The 17,182-nt window shown below is 33.9% G+C and carries 16 protein-coding genes; 9 read left to right on the top strand and 7 right to left on the bottom strand.

Translation table 11 applies throughout. From position 1 onward, the window contains the following. The first annotated feature begins 2 nt into the window (after positions 1-2). The 4 genes from ABC346_RS18510 to ABC346_RS18495 all read left to right on the top strand — a co-directional run bounded on the left by ABC346_RS18510 (position 3) and on the right by ABC346_RS18495 (position 4,507). The gene (locus tag ABC346_RS18510; protein ID WP_413236251.1) at positions 3-695 is read left to right on the top strand and encodes a response regulator transcription factor; all 693 of its coding nucleotides are present in this window, start codon (positions 3-5) and stop codon (positions 693-695) included. Then, the gene (locus tag ABC346_RS18505) at positions 692-1,696 is read left to right on the top strand and encodes a sensor histidine kinase (RefSeq protein ID WP_413236250.1); all 1,005 of its coding nucleotides are present in this window, start codon (positions 692-694) and stop codon (positions 1,694-1,696) included. The genes ABC346_RS18510 and ABC346_RS18505 overlap by 4 nt, the downstream gene beginning before the upstream one ends. A 113-nt stretch (positions 1,697-1,809) precedes the next feature. Next, positions 1,810-2,571 carry an ABC transporter ATP-binding protein gene (locus ABC346_RS18500; protein WP_413236249.1) on the top strand — a complete coding sequence of 254 codons (762 nt, stop codon included), beginning with the start codon at positions 1,810-1,812 and terminating at the stop codon, positions 2,569-2,571. Beyond that, complete coding sequence (locus tag ABC346_RS18495) at positions 2,561-4,507, top strand: FtsX-like permease family protein (RefSeq protein ID WP_413236248.1); 1,947 nt, start codon at positions 2,561-2,563, stop codon at positions 4,505-4,507. The genes ABC346_RS18500 and ABC346_RS18495 overlap by 11 nt, the downstream gene beginning before the upstream one ends. A gap of 45 nt (positions 4,508-4,552) precedes the next feature. Here ABC346_RS18495 and ABC346_RS18490 read toward each other — a convergent pair whose 3' ends face one another. Together ABC346_RS18490 and ABC346_RS18485 are read right to left on the bottom strand one after the other, a co-directional pair. After that, positions 4,553-5,176 carry a LuxR C-terminal-related transcriptional regulator gene (locus ABC346_RS18490; RefSeq protein WP_413236247.1) on the bottom strand — a complete coding sequence of 208 codons (624 nt, stop codon included), beginning with the start codon at positions 5,174-5,176 and terminating at the stop codon, positions 4,553-4,555. 288 nt (positions 5,177-5,464) lie between these two features. Continuing rightward, a complete protein-coding gene (locus tag ABC346_RS18485) occupies positions 5,465-5,848 on the bottom strand; it encodes an SLAP domain-containing protein (RefSeq protein ID WP_413236246.1) in 384 nt (127 codons plus the stop codon). Positions 5,849-6,052: 204 nt separating this feature from the next. On the opposite strand from ABC346_RS18485, the gene ABC346_RS18480 reads away from it, so the two are divergent. Next, positions 6,053-6,262 (top strand): DUF2187 family protein, encoded by a 210-nt coding sequence (locus ABC346_RS18480; protein WP_413236245.1) that lies wholly within the window; start codon positions 6,053-6,055, stop codon positions 6,260-6,262. Between the two features lie 330 nt (positions 6,263-6,592). On the opposite strand, the gene ABC346_RS18475 is transcribed toward ABC346_RS18480, so the two are convergent. The 3 genes from ABC346_RS18475 to ABC346_RS18465 are packed head-to-tail and all read right to left on the bottom strand — an operon-like array spanning position 6,593 to position 10,150. Continuing rightward, complete coding sequence (locus ABC346_RS18475) at positions 6,593-8,473, bottom strand: PTS fructose transporter subunit IIABC (RefSeq protein WP_413236244.1); 1,881 nt, start codon at positions 8,471-8,473, stop codon at positions 6,593-6,595. A 19-nt stretch (positions 8,474-8,492) separates the two neighbouring features. After that, a complete protein-coding gene (pfkB, locus tag ABC346_RS18470) occupies positions 8,493-9,404 on the bottom strand; it encodes a 1-phosphofructokinase (RefSeq protein ID WP_413236243.1) in 912 nt (303 codons plus the stop codon). Further along, a complete protein-coding gene (locus ABC346_RS18465; RefSeq protein WP_413236242.1) occupies positions 9,404-10,150 on the bottom strand; it encodes a DeoR/GlpR family DNA-binding transcription regulator in 747 nt (248 codons plus the stop codon). Before ABC346_RS18465 ends, pfkB begins: the two co-directional genes overlap by 1 nt. A 387-nt stretch (positions 10,151-10,537) precedes the next feature. Between ABC346_RS18465 and ABC346_RS18460 the strand changes: the two genes are divergently transcribed. Then, positions 10,538-11,566: a PTS sugar transporter subunit IIC gene (locus tag ABC346_RS18460; protein ID WP_413236241.1), complete on the top strand. Its 1,029-nt coding sequence runs from the start codon at positions 10,538-10,540 to the stop codon at positions 11,564-11,566. A gap of 97 nt (positions 11,567-11,663) precedes the next feature. Here ABC346_RS18460 and ABC346_RS18455 read toward each other — a convergent pair whose 3' ends face one another. Both ABC346_RS18455 and ABC346_RS18450 read right to left on the bottom strand, forming a co-directional pair. Next, positions 11,664-13,580 carry a vWA domain-containing protein gene (locus ABC346_RS18455; RefSeq protein WP_413236240.1) on the bottom strand — a complete coding sequence of 639 codons (1,917 nt, stop codon included), beginning with the start codon at positions 13,578-13,580 and terminating at the stop codon, positions 11,664-11,666. Between the two features lie 12 nt (positions 13,581-13,592). Beyond that, a complete protein-coding gene (locus ABC346_RS18450; protein ID WP_413236239.1) occupies positions 13,593-14,465 on the bottom strand; it encodes an ATP-binding protein in 873 nt (290 codons plus the stop codon). Between the two features lie 171 nt (positions 14,466-14,636). Between ABC346_RS18450 and ABC346_RS18445 the strand changes: the two genes are divergently transcribed. The 3 genes from ABC346_RS18445 (at position 14,637) to ABC346_RS18435 (ending at position 17,180) form a co-directional block, all read left to right on the top strand. Continuing rightward, complete coding sequence (locus ABC346_RS18445; RefSeq protein WP_413236238.1) at positions 14,637-15,590, top strand: D-2-hydroxyacid dehydrogenase; 954 nt, start codon at positions 14,637-14,639, stop codon at positions 15,588-15,590. A gap of 513 nt (positions 15,591-16,103) precedes the next feature. Then, entirely contained in the window at positions 16,104-16,673 is a 570-nt protein-coding gene (locus ABC346_RS18440) for a DUF4879 domain-containing protein (RefSeq protein ID WP_413236237.1), read from the top strand. A 99-nt stretch (positions 16,674-16,772) separates the two neighbouring features. Beyond that, the gene (locus ABC346_RS18435) at positions 16,773-17,180 is read left to right on the top strand and encodes a hypothetical protein (protein ID WP_413236236.1); all 408 of its coding nucleotides are present in this window, start codon (positions 16,773-16,775) and stop codon (positions 17,178-17,180) included. Positions 17,181-17,182: the final 2 nt, after the last annotated feature.

Below are 17,182 nucleotides of genomic sequence, written 5' to 3'. Positions count from 1 at the left end.
ATTTGTTTCGGGTTCTCATAATTGAAGATGATCAAACATTATTAAATGAGTTAATTAAACAGTTAAGTCAATGGGATTATGAAACTTTTGGAATTGAAGATTTTAATTTTGTAATGGAGCGTTATAGTGAAATTCAACCTGATTTGATTATCATAGATATTCAACTTCCAAAATATGATGGTTTCCATTGGTGTAGAGCGATACGATCTCGCTCTGATGTACCTATTATTTTTCTATCCAGTAGAGACCATCCAATGGATATGGTTATGGCAATGCAACTAGGTGCAGACGATTATATTCAAAAACCATTTCATTTTGAAGTATTACTTGCTAAAATTCAAGCAATTCTTCGCAGAACGTATCGTTATAGTCAATCGACAAATGTTGATATAAGAATTTGGAATCAAGCTACTATTAACTTTAGTAAAGGTGATATTCATTATAAAGATGGAAGTGTGGAGTTAAGCAAAAATGAAAGTAGTATTCTTCGCATTTTGGTTGACCAAAAAAATCAGATTGTATCTCGCGATGAACTTATTCGAGCATTATGGGATGATGAGCGATTTATTAGTGATAATACACTTACGGTAAATGTAAATAGACTTCGAAAAAGCCTTGACGACATAGGTCTTGGGAAATTTATTGAAACTAGAGTTGGACAAGGATACATAGCGATAGAGGAGCAAGACAAATGATTTTTAGTTATATGAAAGAACGCATTAGTTGGATTATATTGTTTCTAGTAGTACAATCAATCACCTTAATTGTGGGGTATATTGATACGACAATACCTATGAAGTCCATTTACTATATTGTATTTATTCAATTTCTCATTGGAGTTATTTTCTTGGGAATACGTTATAGGAAAGAAACTAGGTTTTATAAAGAATTAAACGAGTGGAAACCAGACATAGAGTTAACAGATATGCCTAAAGGAGACACGCTATTCTCTAGAGTTGTAACTAATGCACTCGAAGATCAATCTCAAATGTACCGTAAAGAATATAATCAGTTACAGTTAGATGTCCGAAGTGAAAAAGATGATCTTCTGTTGTGGATACATGAAGTAAAGACGCCATTAACCACAATGCAGTTAATGTTAGAACGGGTAGAAGACAAAGAACTGCGTGCCCATTTGTCCTATGAATGGCTTCGGATTCATTTATTATTAGATCAACAACTTCATCAGAAAAGAATTCCCTTTATGAAAAATGACTTGTATATAGAAAATGTTAATCTGGAATCTATAATAAATGAAGAAATTCGAACATTGCGTTCCTGGTGTATGCAGAAAGGGATAGGTTTTCAAATTGAATTAAATATAACTCAGGTTCTTTCAGATGCGAAGTGGCTTCATTTTGTACTCCGTCAAATTATTACTAACGCTGTTAAGTATAGTGAGAAGAATGATATAAAAATTGAAAGTTTAACCATAAACAATCAACATATACTTCAAATATCAGATATGGGGCGAGGAATCCCTGCTAAAGATTTGCCACGAATTTTTGAGAAAGGTTTTACATCAACGAAGGAGCATTTTGATCAAAGTTCCTCGGGCATGGGTTTATACTTAGCGAAACAAGCTGCTGATTCATTAGGATTAAAAATAGAAGTTACTTCAGAATGGAATAAAGGCACTTGTTTTCAGTTGATTTTTCCAAAAAAGAATGAATTACTACATGTAACAAGCATGTGACAGCAATGTCACATGCTTTATTATATTGTTCGGAGAATAGAAGGAAAATCGTTATGTATATACGATAAAATAGGTCCATACTAGAAATTAGAATTAAAAAGGAGTAATAAATAATGAGTATATTGCAAGCTCAACAAATTTATAAGAGTTATGGAAATAAATTTAATCGTCAAGAGGTATTAAAAGGAATTGACTTAACAGTAGATAAGAGAGAGTTTGTAGGAATAATGGGAGCATCAGGATCTGGAAAAACCACTTTACTTAATGTGTTATCTTCTATCGATAAAGTGAGTCAAGGAAAAATTCAAATTGAAGGAAAAGAATTTACGAGTATGAAAGATAAGCAAGTTGCAGAATTTAGAAAGCAGCATTTGGGATTCATTTTTCAAGAATATAATCTACTGGATACATTAACGGTAAAAGAAAATATCTTATTACCATTAACTGTACAAAAAATATCTGAAAAAGATGCCCAAATAAGATTTCAACAGGTAGCACAGGAATTAGAAATTTTTGATATACGGGATAAGTACCCAAATGAAATTTCAGGAGGACAAAAACAGCGTACCTCTGCTGCTCGAGCATTTATTCACAATCCTAGTATGATATTTGCTGACGAACCAACAGGAGCATTAGATTCGAAAGCAGCTTCAAATTTACTTAATCGATTAGTGGATTTAAATGAAAAAAGAGCATCTACGATTGTAATGGTGACACATGATCCATTAGCAGCTAGTTTTTGTAGTCGGGTTATTTTTATAAAAGATGGAAGAATATACTCTCAGTTAAATAAAGGTGATGAGAAACGTAAATCTTTTTTTGATGACATTATAAAAACTCAAGGCGTGTTAGGTGGCATACATCATGACTATTAGAAGGCTAATTTTTACAAATTTAAAAAAGAGCGCCAAAAATTATTATTTATATTTATTTGCTCTGACCTTTTGTATCGCATTATATTTTTCATTTGTTACATTGCAATACGATCCAGCGATGAATGAAGTAGAAGGTTCTATTAAAGGGGCTGCAGCTATAAGGGCAGCATCTATAATGTTAATAGTTATTGTAGGTGTATTCTTAATTTATGCAAATAATTTATTTATTAAGCGACGTAGTAGAGAAATTGGATTACTTCAATTAGTAGGTTTTACAAAAGGAAAAATCTTTCAGGTTATTAGTATTGAAAATATAATTATGTATACCATAGCTTTGATTACAGGTATTTTCATTGGATTTATTTCTTCAAGACTTATGATGATGATTTTAATTCGGTTAATGAGCTTAAATGAAGTGGCTGAATTAAATTATTCTAGCCAGGCAGTAATACAGACGCTTCTAGTTTTCATGGGGATTTACATCGTTATTATGGTAGTAAGTGCTCTTTTTATTCACAGACAACGGTTAATAAACTTATTCCAGCTCCAATCCTCTTCTGAATTAAAAAGTAAGAAGATATCTAAATGGCAATTATTCATTGGAATAGTAGGTATTGTTGCTATTTTGTTTGGATATTATATGTCTTCTAAATTATTTGATGGAGATTTTGTGACAATAAATAGTTTATTCGCTGTGATGCTCGTTATATTAGCATCCGTAATTATTGGCACGTATCTATTCTACAAAGGATCAGTAAGCTTTATTTTTTATTTAATAAGAAAGAAAAATAATGGATATCTAACTATTAATAAAGTACTTTCACTATCGTCGATTATGTTTCGGATGCGTTCAAACTCTCTCTTATTAACGATAATAACAACAATTTCAGCTTTAGCAATCGGATTTTTATCTTTAGCTTATATATCTTATTATTCTATAGAAAAACAAGCGGAGAACACAAATCCTAATCATTTTTCTATCCCTAGCTTTGAGGAAGCAGGTGATTTTTATAGTGCCCTAGAAGATAATGATATTGACTATAAAACTACAGAAATGGAATTATATGAAGTTGGTGCAGATTTAAGTAACATTATAAATGGACCAACAGATGATAACTTTTTTAGAACGGACGATACCACAATGATTGTGCTCAGTGATAAATATATTACTGATATTGATTTAAATCGAGAAGAGTCCATTTTTATGAATGTACAAGGTGTTTTGGAGGAATTTATGCAATTGGATGAGGAAGGAGAATTTACGCTCTTTACTGAAACTGAAAGCATTACATTAGATTATCTAGGGGGAAAAGAAGAAAGTATTGTTCCGTTTTCATATAGTAATGGAGGGTTTCCGTTAGCTGTTGTTGATTCCTCTGTGTATGAACAGTTAATAACAGATGTAGAGAATAAAGGTATTTCAGGTTATAAGGAGTATGCAGGAATTGATGTTGAAAATGAAAGTGAATTAGAAGAAGCGAATGAACTTTATCATTCGATTTATGGTGAAGGTGGTCCAGATTATGGATCATATCTGCAATCAATTCAATCTCAAAAATACACAATGGGAATGATTATGTTTATCGTAGGATTTTTAGGACTTACGTTCCTAATCACTTCGGGATGTATCCTTTATATTAAACAAATGGATGAATCAGAAGATGAAAAAAGAAACTATACCATTCTACGGAAAATAGGATTTACGCAAAATGACTTACAAGGTGGTATACGGATAAAACAATTATTTAATTTCGGAATACCATTAGTTCTTGGTATTAGTCATAGTTATTTTGCTGTTAAATCTGGTTGGTTTTACTTCGGGACAGAACTATGGACACCAATGATAGTTGTTATATTTATTTATACGCTCCTTTATTCCATGTTCGGAATATTATCTATCTCTTATTATAAAAAAGTAATTAGAGCATCACTTTAAAAAAGAATGTTCAGAGCTTATACAGCTCTGAACATTCTTAAAAATCTATATCCATCCTTTTCGAAATGCTAACAGCATAGCATTAGTACGGTCGTTTACATCCAGTTTACGAAGGATCGTAGTAACGTGATTTTTAACCGTTTTATCTGATATTTCTAGATTTAAAGCAATCTGATCATTGTTATTACCTTTTGCGATTTCAATTAATATATCCCATTCTCGGTCCGTAAGTAATCCCTCTGGTCGTGCCTGTAATGTATTAGCGATACGAACATATTCTTCATGAAGTAGTTTTGCAAGTTCAGGATATACATAGGTATACCCACTCTTAATAAACTCAATACCAGATACGATATCTTTTTCCAACATAGAATGGTAAAAATATCCATCAAATTCCATTTCGAATAATCTTGTTACATGAGCCATATCTATATCCGAAATGACAATTGCAACAGATGCAGGAAGTGGATTATAATCTTTTATTAGTAGTTCACTATCTTTATGATCCTTAATAGTTACAATTAAAAAGTCAGCTTTTGTTAGTTCTTCCTCTGTCATATGAAATAATTCAACTGGGGTTTTAACATATATAGCTAGATTCGTAATTTGAGATAATGTTGAAGAATTGAAATGGTAAGCCTGTCCATTTGTAGTAGGTGCCATACTCATTATGATCAGCTCCTATCTTTGATTTGAGTAATTGGTCTTTTCAATATGTCGTAAATATAAATAAAGTTGTATAAGTATTCCATTGACTTGAATAATTTTATGTTGTTATAAGAATATTTTCAACCCTTTTAAAGCGAATTACTAGGAAATTATAAAGTTGTAATCATAATATAATATATCATAAAATTAAGATAATTTATATAAAATACTTTAACTTGAAAATAAATATGTCATAACACCTAGACTAATCGGTCCAGGTGTTATTATGAGGTCTTAGAAAACAGTCTGTTATGCCCAACTGAGAACACCATTATTCAATGTTGCTTGCGGACTGATATTTTCTACTGGATAAATGAAAGCCCAAGGCATACTCGTTTTAGGAGGTATAATTACTGTTTTAAGTGTAAAGAAATGTGTTGCGAGTACTTGACCGTCCTCTATATAGTTAATTGGTGCTTGATCAAATGTTAACTCGTCTTCACTATAATTATTAATAACTACTGTTACGAGAAGTTCACCTTTGTAATTCTGGGCTTGCCAAAGCGGTGTGAAAGTCGTTGTTTGTTCAGCAGTCTCATGATTTATTTGCCCAAAAACTTGCTTAATCATCAATCGATCTTGTTCTGGTAAAGCTTTATCCCATGAGGATTCAAATTTCAATGTTTGTGACATGTTTTAGACCTCCTATATTAATCATAATTATATAAAATAGAATGACTTACAAGTATTCTGTTCATTTTCTTGAAAAATGATGAAAATCCCAGTAAACTTATGATACTATTGGAGGGGATTCAAGAGGAAGTTATACGTAAATCTCTATCGAAGTAAGGAATAAATTTTCCTAATATGAAATAAATGTTTGAAGGAGGCCCAAACATGGAACAAGAAAACACTCAACCAGTGCAAAAAGAGGATATGGCAGAAGTTGGAGAAACAATTGACATTATCCGAGGAGAACAAAAAGGCAACAAAGGCAAGGTCTTAATTGTGAGAGAGAACTCAGTAATTGTAAATATTGGGAATCATCCATCCACAGGTGAACCTATTAAGACAGTTGTTAATCATAAGAACTATAAAAGAAAATAATAAATGAACTGAGAGGTAAGTATAGTAAAACATACTTGCCTTTTTATTTTGGTTAAGTTTATATTCCCGAGAATAAGGAAGGGCAAGGAAAGTGGAAGATAAATGAAGAATATGTGACTAGACTGAAGAAAGAGCAAGAAGAAAGGTAAGATAAATGAAGAATATGTGCCCAGAATGAAGAAGGAGCAAGAAGAAAGGTAAGATAAATGAAGAATATGTGCCCAGAATGAAGAGGGGGCAAGAAGAAAGGTAAGATAAATGAATTTACTTTAAAAAAAGATGTAAAAATAGGCATACATTAATGAATAAGTATGCCCTTAAAACAACTTCTTATTTCGTAACAGGTTTTCTCCAAAGTCCTAAAATTATTGCTGTAATGATTGTACCGATAAACAAGGATAGTAGGAAGAATAGAGGCCCTTCTGCCAATGGTATGACGAAAACCCCGCCGTGTGGTGCTGGAATGGAACTATTCCATAACTGCGTAAGTCCACCTGCGATTGCAGCACCTAGTACAGAGGAACCAATGACGCGTAATGGATCTGCAGCTGCAAATGGAATTGCACCTTCTGTAATAAAGGAAAGTCCCATGACATAGTTCGTAACACCTGATTTACGTTCTGCTTCATCAAATTTATTTTTGAACAGCGTAGTAGCTACAGCGATTGCTAGAGGTGGTACCATACCACCAGCCATTACTGCGGCCATAAGACTACCATCACCAGTACTTGTAAATATACCGATAGAAAATGTGTATGCAGCTTTGTTAAATGGACCACCCATATCGATAGCCATCATACCACCAAGTAGTGCGCCAAGTATTACTGCATTTCCAGTTCCTAATCCTTGTAAGAATTCTACCATTATGCCATTTAGTCCGGAGAAAATAGGTCCGATAATAAAGTACATAAGTAATCCTGTGAAGAATAAGCCAAATACTGGATACAGAAGAATCGGTTTTAATCCATCAAGGGATCTAGGAAGCCCTTTAAATACATATTTCAATCCAACAACGATATAACCTGCAAGGAAACCACCAACTAATCCACCGATAAATCCAGCGTCACTATTAAAAGCCAACAGTCCTGCTACCATACCAGGCATTAGACCAGGTCGGTCAGCAATACTCATTGCAATATAACCTGCTAAAATCGGTATAAGGAAATTAAAAGCACTACCTCCAAGATCATTTAGGAAACTAAATATTTCACTTTCTGAACCCAGCACACTTTCGAATAAGAAAGAGATGGCCATGATAATTCCGCCACCAATAACAAATGGTAGCATATGAGAAATTCCATTCATTAGATCTTTGTATATTTTTCCCCATACAGAACTAGATTGTTTTTCTTCATTTTCACTTTTACTTGTTGTAGATGATCCCTGATACACTGGTGCATCTTGATTAATTGCTTTGGTTAATAGTTCTTCAGTGTTCTTTATACCGTCACTTACTGGACGTTCAATAACATGCTTGCCATTAAATCGTTCCATTTCCACTTTTTTACTAGCCGCAACAATAACTGCATCAGCACGCTGAATATCATCGGAAGATAATTTATTCTTGGCCCCATCTGAACCGTTCGTTTCCACTTTAATATCAATATTCATTTCTTTGGCGTGTTTTTTTAGTGCATCTTCGGCCATAAACGTATGAGCGATACCTGTTGGACAAGCAGTTACTGCTACAACAAATGGTCGGTCATACGAATCATTTTGAAGAGTGTTTTTTTGTACCTCCTTTTTAGGAGTATCTTCCTCAGCTTCGCTTAAAAAGAGTTGCTGTACCTCTTCTGGAGTAGAAGCAGCGTTTAATTTCTCAACAAACGTTGGTTCCATTAAAAGTTTGGATAAAGAAGCAAGTGTTTGTAAATGTGTATCATTATTTCCATCAGGAACAGCAATCATAAAGAATAAGTGAGCTGGTTGTCCATCTAATGAGTCGTAATCTATTCCCTGGCGACTTTTGGCAAACAATACAGCCGGTTCATTCACTGAATCAGTTTTAGCATGTGGCATAGCGATTCCATCACCGAGCCCAGTGGAAGATTGTGCTTCACGGTTAAGAATTGCTTTTTTAAACGTATCTACATTGTTTATAACTTTATATTTGTGAAGTTTATCGATCATTTCTTCGATAACGGATTGCTTATCCGTCGATTTCAAATCCATAATCATAATATCTTTACGTAATAAATCAGTTACAGCCATTTGTAACACCCTTTCCATTTTATAGTGACTTTACTTCAATTTCTGAGAGTAAGCCATCAATTTTATTTTTGGTTGCTAGATCATAAGAAAAAGCAGTAGCACTTCCAGCAGCAATACTCATTTTGAATGCTTCAAGTACGTTCTCACTTTTTAGATAAGTACTGAGGAAACCAGCAATCATGGAATCTCCTGCTCCAACGGAATTACGTAAAGTACCTCTTGGAGAAATACCTTTTAAAACTCCATCGTTCGTTATCAAAATAGCTCCATCTGCACCCATTGATATAATGACGTGTTGAGCTCCTTTTTCTAGAAGTTTCTTTCCGTAATTTATGACGTCCTCATCGGTTGATATAGATACTCCAAAAAGATCCTCAAGCTCATGATTATTTGGCTTAATGACTAACGGATGATAAGCAAGTGACTGCATTAATGCATCTCCAGTTGTATCAATGGCGAACTGAGCACCAGTTGCTTTTACTTTTTGGATAGCTTTTTCATAGAAATCAGTTGGTAAAGAGGGTGGCTTACTTCCAGACATAACTACAAAATCGTTGGCAGTTATTTTTTCTAACTGTGAAAGAAGTTGATTGGCCTCATCCTTAGAGATGGAAGGTCCTCGACCATTAATTTCTGTCTCCTCTCTTGACTTCAATTTAATATTGATTCTCGTATCTTCATCTACTGATATAAAATTAGTTTTAAGATTTCTTTTTTCGAGAAAATCAATGATGAAATTTCCGGTAAAACCACCGATGAATCCTAATGCAGTGGAGGAGGTCGAAAGTTCTTGTAAGATGCGAGATACATTAATTCCCTTTCCACCAGGAACTTTATACTCATCGTTCATGTAGTTTAACTTTCCGAGTTTTAATTGATCCACTGGTACAATGAAGTCAATGGATGGATTAAGTGTTATCGTGTAAATCATTACGTTGCCTCCAAAATGTTAGTATAAGGTTGGAAAGGTTCATGTTCGGATGTGAGTTTTTCTGTAATAAAGGTAACATCGTTAATTTCACAGATTTTTGCAAAGTTAACGTTGTTCCATTTACTCTCATCAGCGAGCATATATGTGGTTGATGCTTGTTGTAATGCTAAACTTTTCATGGCTGCTTCTTCAGGGTCCGCAGTAGTACATCCATATCGCAAATCAACGCCATTAACACCTAGAAATGCTTTTGTGAATTGGTATTCTTGTAATTGACGTTGACTACTTGCTCCAACCATTGCGTTTGTGGAGTGCTTCAACTTTCCCCCAACTAAGTAGGAGTGGATTTGCTTATTCGTGAGCATGGATGCATGAACAATTCCATTCGTAACAACCGTTAAAGATGTATCTGGTAAATAGGGAATCATTTCTAAAGTAGTCGTTCCTGCATCTAAATAAATGACATCATTTTCTTCAATTAAGGATGCTGCAAATTTTCCAATAGAAGTTTTATGTTGAACGTTTTTGATCGTTTTTTCTTGATAAGTTGGTTCTTTATCAAATGAATAGTGTTTTTTTGCTCCGCCATGTATCCGAGTTAGCAGTCCATCTTCTTCCAATTGTGCTAAATCTCTTCTTATTGTAGATTCTGAACAATTTAGATCACTTATAAGATCAATGGATTTAACTACACCGCTTTCATTTAGTTTTTTTAAAATTTGTCTATGTCTTTCATCGGTTAGCACATCATCACCTCAAATTTAATAATATCATTGTTACAATCACTAAACAATCATAAACATTCAAAATCAATCAATTTCATCCACGGAGAAATACGTATTCGGTTAACCGCTTTCAAATTAACGGCTTTATTCTGAAAAAAATAACTATTGACTCTAATTCAAAATGGGTTTACTATAGTAACAATTTACAACATGAAAGGAGCATAACTATGATGTGTAAAATAGCTGTAAACCAAATAGGAATTTTAATTATATGACTATAAAATAAGATGCTACATATTGGAATTATTATGTCAATATCTTATTCTTATGGTCTTATTGAAGCCCATGTAGAAGGGCTTTTTTTCATATCAACAGGGGTAGAACATATGGAATTAGGAGGGTCTATGGATGAAGCAGTCAACAAAGAAATATATAATCGATCGAATGTATAAGGGTTCACAAGGTTTAGCAAATGCAGTATTAGTAACGTTAGGTATAGGCCTTCTAATTGAAACATTTGGTACATTTACTGGTTGGGAAGGATTTATTACGATTGGAAATGCTGCACAATTAATGTTAGCACCGGCAATTGGTGCAGGAATAGCCTATCAGTTAGGTGGGAATACGCTAATTATATTTAGTGCTATGGCTGCGAGTACAGTAGGAGCAAATGCGCTTGCGATGACATCTGATGGTGCCTGGGTGTTAACAACTGGACAACCTATCAGCGCTGTCTTAGCTGCTGCTGTAGCGATTTGGATAGGAAAGAGAGTTGCTGGAAAAACAAAACTAGATATGATGTCGATTCCTTTTTCTGCTATTTTTGTAGGTGGGATTGCAGGGGTTGGATTAGCCGCAGTTACTACACCATTATTAGAGGAGATTAGTCGTATTATTGCCAATTCAACAGTAGGATCACCGCTTGTGACATCTGTAGTTATTGCACTTATATGGAGTATTTTCTTAATGTCACCTGCGTCTTCAGCTGCCTTAGCAATAGCTTTACAACTTGATCCAGTATCTAGCGCTGCTGCGTTAATTGGATGTACGGCGCAATTTGCAGGATTCACAGCGATGTCATTAAGACAAAATAATTTAGGTGCAAACATTGCTCAATCTTTCCTAACACCGAAAGTTCAGGTTCCGAATATTGTTAAAAATCCGCGTCTAGTTGCAGGACCGTTTTTATCATCGATTATTTGTGCTCCTATTGCTATTTTAGTATTTGATTTTCAAGTGCCATATGAGCTCGCTGGATTAGGTTTAAATTCATTTATTGCACCGCTTAATATACTAGCAAATCAAGGGTTTGGAGTGTTGTTGATGTATATCGTTGTTGGTGTCGTTCTTCCAGCAGTAATATCAGTTACGGTTTATCAATCATTAAAAGCAAGAGGATGGGCAGAAACAGGAGACCTGCATATGGAAGTTCAATAAAAAGGGAATAGAAAAAAATAGGGCTGGGGCAATAATTTAAGAAATTACATTTCGTTTATTGTCCCAGCCTCTTATGTGTAATTTCCATTTCCTTTTATTACATTGCTTTTAAAAGTAATCTTTTGAGAAGAGGAGTAAAATGTTCTGGAAGTTCCTCAACATGCGGAATCATGATTCGTTCTTTTCCGTAAATGTTTTTCATTGTGGTGTCGTTTTTCTCCTGTATTTCTCCATTGGCTAAAAACATACCAATTACATCGATATGATGCTTTCTTGCTTCAGTAACTGCTTGATGGGTATCAAGAATTCCATTTTGATCATATCCACTTGCGGCAGGTTCACCGTCTGAAAATACAAGTAAGAATTTATTTTTCTCATTACGCTTCATTAATTGTTTTGTTATATAACGAATACTAAAACCATCACGATTATCTTCTTGTGGTTCCAGTTGCATAATTTTTGCACCATTGTTTTCATATAATGAATCATTTAATTCATGTATATATTGTAAATAGTTTGGTTGATACTTCTCTTTTACTTCATTGGCATCTTCCCAAAAACCGATAATTTCATGCGGGATTTGTAATTCTTTTAACACTTCATGGAAAAGAACAACTCCACGTTTCGTTTCTTCCATTTTATTTACCATTGAAGCAGAACAATCAATTAGTAAAGTGAATACTGCATCAAACTCTTTTGATTCTTGTTCTTTTTTATAAAATACCCGAGGAGAATCATCTACAATGATTGGCAATAACTTCTTAGATAGTCGGCCAAATAAAAGCTCGGTACGTGGAAAATTACGTTTGTGTTCTAATGTTAATTGAATTGTTTTTGCTAGTTTTCGTTTATATGGATCAATCTCAAATACGTATTGGTCATATTTTTCTTGGTGATCGAGTGAAGGTTGTTCTGCTTTTTCGATAAACATAACTGCATCTTCATTTTCTTTTCCAAGTTCAGAACCGCTACTACCAGATTGTTGTTCTTCTTGTTTAGATAAGGTTTCTTTATCTGAGTAATCCTGTTGTTTACTTTCAACAGATGAACCTTGAACAGAAGCCATGGCTTGATCAGCATCTTCTGTCTCACGAGCTCCTCCACCCATCATATTGGTTTTCGTGCCTTGCTCTAATTCAAATTGAAGGAAATTTTGCTTTCTGTCCTCATTTTTGTTTTCACGATGCCATGTAGAAAAAGTCTCATCAAAGTATTCATTCTCATCATCTTCGTCTAGCCATTGTTCCTCATCATTTACTACATCATCTGTTCGTGTCAACTCATCAAATAAAGTGTTCTTTTCATAAATTTCTATATGTCCAATAGGAAAGACAAAGTATTCATGAATGCTATCTTTATAGTCAGCTGCTTGAATTAAACGAACAATAGACAAGCATAAGTTGGTATTATCTATTGTTGTCTTTGCTTCAAACACGCGATAGAGATAAGGTTTTAATTTTTCTAGCATTTCTAATTGCGCTTGAGGAACTCTAGGAAATGAGGGGTCAGGTCCATCAGCATGTATAGAAAGGTAAATCATACAAAAAAGTTCATCAGTAGCATAGCTTCTCGTTACGTTTGATTGTAATTGAGTTTGAAAATAACGTTGAAAGAATTGATGACGTTTTTCAAACCACTGTTTTGTTCCTGGGCGGTTTTTTCGAATAATTTCTTCCAATCGTATATCTTCTAATAGGGTTACTAGTTGATTGGCAAATTTAGGTATCATTAACTCGGTTACATCTTCTTTAAAGGTTTGCATTGTTGGAATATGGGTTTCCATCATTGTCCCAAGTGTACGAAGAAGTACATCTGATTTCGTACCCGCAGTTTTCGTTTCTATATCTAATTTATCCCAAAAACGACTAGCAGTAATTTTATTGTCTGCAATATCCGCAAACGAACCATAGCTGTTTTCGAATTGTAACTTAGAATTACCAGATAATACAGTGGTTAGATCTTGTAATTGCATAAATAAATGCGTGTCTACCTTGGATTCATGAAATCGGTACATTTCATATTCTCCTTAATCAAATAGAGTATCTGCAAGATTTTGAACAAAAGCTTTTTCACGATCTTCATCTAGTTTATCCACTATGGAACGAAGAATCGCACGTTTAGGAGGAATGATGGTAGTAAGATCACATGCATCTAGCAGAGCTCTAATAGATGCGGCATCTTCTGATAGCTTACCTTGTTCCACAGCAGTTATTAAATCTTTTGATAAAGTAACAAACAGATTAATGAGCGTCTCATCTTCTAACTTTGTGCTATTAGATATAAGTTGTTTTAATTGGTCTCCTTGAATATAAGGAACATCGATAACAATAAAACGGTTTTTTAATGCTTCATTTAATGGAACAGTTCCTATATATCCTTCATTAATTGCTGCGATTACACCAAACCCCTCTTGTGCAGTGATCATTTCATTGGTAAATGGGTTAGTAATCGTACGACGATAATCTAGGACACCATTAATTAATGGTAATGTTTCTGGTTTAGCCATATTTATTTCATCGATATATAAAAATGTACCGTGTTTCATTGAATTAGTTACAGGGCCAGGCACAAAATCAATTGTTTGTTTACCATTTTCATAACTTAACGTCTTAAATCCCATCAAGCTCTCCGCATCTAAATCAACCGAACAATTAACACTAAACATCGGTTGTTTAAAAAGCGAAGAAAGTGTTTCAGCAAACTTTGTCTTTCCAGCTCCAGTGGGGCCTTTTAAAAGAATATTTTTCCCCATGCTTAGAGCAGTAATCGCATCAATAATTAGCTCCTCATTAGGAGGCATATATCCACCGCTTCTGATCAAATCTTGAAAGTGTTCATGTTTGTATTGATTATTTTTAACTAGTTGTTGTATTGGTTGTGGTAACGAATCAGTGTTCATTTCATTACTCCTTTCCATGACATTGTATTACTAGTCTGGCAAAAAAACAAAGAATGCGCAGTTCGTTGCGATTTAACAAGAAGGTTGATAAGATAAATAATAATTAGACTTTTCGAAAACTTATTTATAATAGAAGTCCTAAGTATACTGAACTTCTAGACAGGAGGAACTATGACAAAGAGATCGATCGCAATTAATTTAAATTTAGATGAACAAAATCTACAAGCAATTCAAGAAGTGGTTCCAGGATGGGATATTTATATTGGGAAAGATATAGCAGAGGAGAAATTAAATAAGGCAGAGATACTTGTACATTGGCGTGAATCACAAGCAGATAAATATGTAAAGAGTAACAATTTGAAATGGGTTCAATCTTGGAGTGCAGGTGTCGATTATATTGATCTTGATCATTTAAAAAAGAATGATATATATTTAACAAGTGCAAACGGAGTTCATGCTTTTCCGATTTCTGAAACGATATTTGCGTACATGTTAGGCTTTACAAGGTTAATACATACGTATATTAAACAACAACAAGAGAAAAAATGGCATCATGCTAATTTAAATGGAGAAATCCATGGAAAAACCATTAGTATTATTGGAGTAGGGAAAATTGGCAAAGAAACGGCTAAAATTGCGCAAGCTTTTAATATGAAAGTATTAGGTGTACGTCATTCTGGAAAAAATGTTGATTATGTAGACGAGATGTATACACCAGATGATTTGAAACATGTTTTAGAACAGAGTGACTTTGTGGTAGTGACCTTACCTTTGACAAACGAAACTCGTCATATGTTTGGCAAAGAACAATTTAATCAAATGAAGGACAGTGCATTCTTTGTGAATATAGGAAGAGGACCAATCGTCGATGAAAAAGCATTAATTACTGCATTACAGCAAAAAGAAATAGCAGGAGCAGGGCTTGACGTTTTTGAATCAGAACCGCTTCAATCGGATAGTCCATTATGGGAGATGGATAATGTAATTATTACACCGCATTCAGCTGGGGCCACAGAATACTACACGAATCGAGTGATACAGGATATTTTTATCCCTAATTTAAAGACTTATCTTGATAAAGGAGCACCTTCTATAAATGTGTTTCAGCATAATCTAGGATACTAAATGATTATCAGTAGTTTCTACAGAACAAGCACGGATCTAAAATCCACGGTAAAGTTAATTTTACTCGCCGGATTTTAGACCCGTGCTTTTTGGTTAGTAGGAAATTTAAAGGAGGAATTATTTAAGAAGTATTTACGTTTTACTTTATTATTGTCTTTTGGTTTTATGCTTTTTTTATTAATTAATCCTCTAGGAACAGATGCAGCAAGTCGTTCTAATTGTTCGGAGTCTTATGTTCGTTGCCAAGCAGTGACTATTAATCGTGGTGATATATCACATACTACAAACAGTATATACGTTCCACAAGGTGGGCGTATTATGCTTGATGTTATCACATATAATGATAGTCAATTTTTTGCACACCTCTCAAATATTTGTCCTTATTATGATCCTTGTGTATTAATTTATCCAATATAAAAATGCTTATTTTTTCTAAATAAATCAATAATTATGTCGATACAATTATTGTAATGGTAAATATTGGTTTTACTGTTATAATTAGGAGGAGTATGTTTGAAAAAGATTTTAATAATGGTAACAGGGTTAATATTATCTGTTTCTGTATTCGCTGGAACAGTCTCTGCATCATCTATTGATGATGAGCTTCAGTTAGACATTGATAGTTTCAAAGAACAGGTGTTAGATTCACTTCACACAGAATATCCTAATGCACAATTTATTGATGAAAGTGAAGGACAGAAAGACCTTTATAAGAGTATTACACCATTTCAAGCTGCGTCTCCATTAACATCTCTTGAAGTATATGCTGCATGGTCTACTAACTATTCGCAATATGAATACTTCACTACTAATCAGTTAACATCAGTTGAAGATCATGGTGGAGAAGAACTTTATATCGTCACTGAAGAAATTGGATATGGAACTGTTAGATTCGCAAGAATGGAAGGGGAAAGACTATCTTTTATCCAAAGAGAAAACATTGATTTGAATGGAGATAATATCGTTGATGGATATTATTTATGGTGGGATGCTAGTGGATATGAAGAAGGGTTGTTTACTTATCAAAATACTTCTTCTAATGCTCCTTGGAATACTATGAATGATAGAATGAATATTAAGTAATCAATATTATGAAGAGAGTGAAATAGTATGAATGTAGGCTCAGTATCATCTATGCCACCCCAATGGACTAATGTGAATAAACATTCAAGAGATTTAGTAATGGAAGAAAAAACAAAACCACAGGAAGTTGTACAAGAAAATCATGTAGATAAAAATAATGCATCAAAAGTATGGGAAGACCTATCTAATAAATATGATGTAAAAAATGCCACCTTTGATGATATTGTGGACATTGCCAATTCATTATATGAAGCAGGAGAAATCTCCGGAAAAGAAGTTGCTTTAATGACTTTTGATTATGAGCGAGCTACAAATGATTTGAAACAAAGATTCGGTGGTGCTTCTTCTGAGTTTAGTATGTTTGTAACAGAAGCTAACGAAAACGGAAAGAGAAACTGGATAGAGGAATTTAAAGAGAGAGCTAATAAACAGTTCGGTTTTGGTAATTTAATCGGGCATAGTAATAATTTAAATATATACAATATCCTACAAAAATTGGATAATTGATA

The sequence above is a fragment of the Oceanobacillus phoenicis genome (assembly GCF_047238145.1).
Taxonomy (GTDB): domain Bacteria; phylum Bacillota; class Bacilli; order Bacillales; family Amphibacillaceae; genus Oceanobacillus.
Note: the sequence above shows the minus strand (reverse complement) of the source record. Positions and strands in the feature narration are given on the sequence as shown.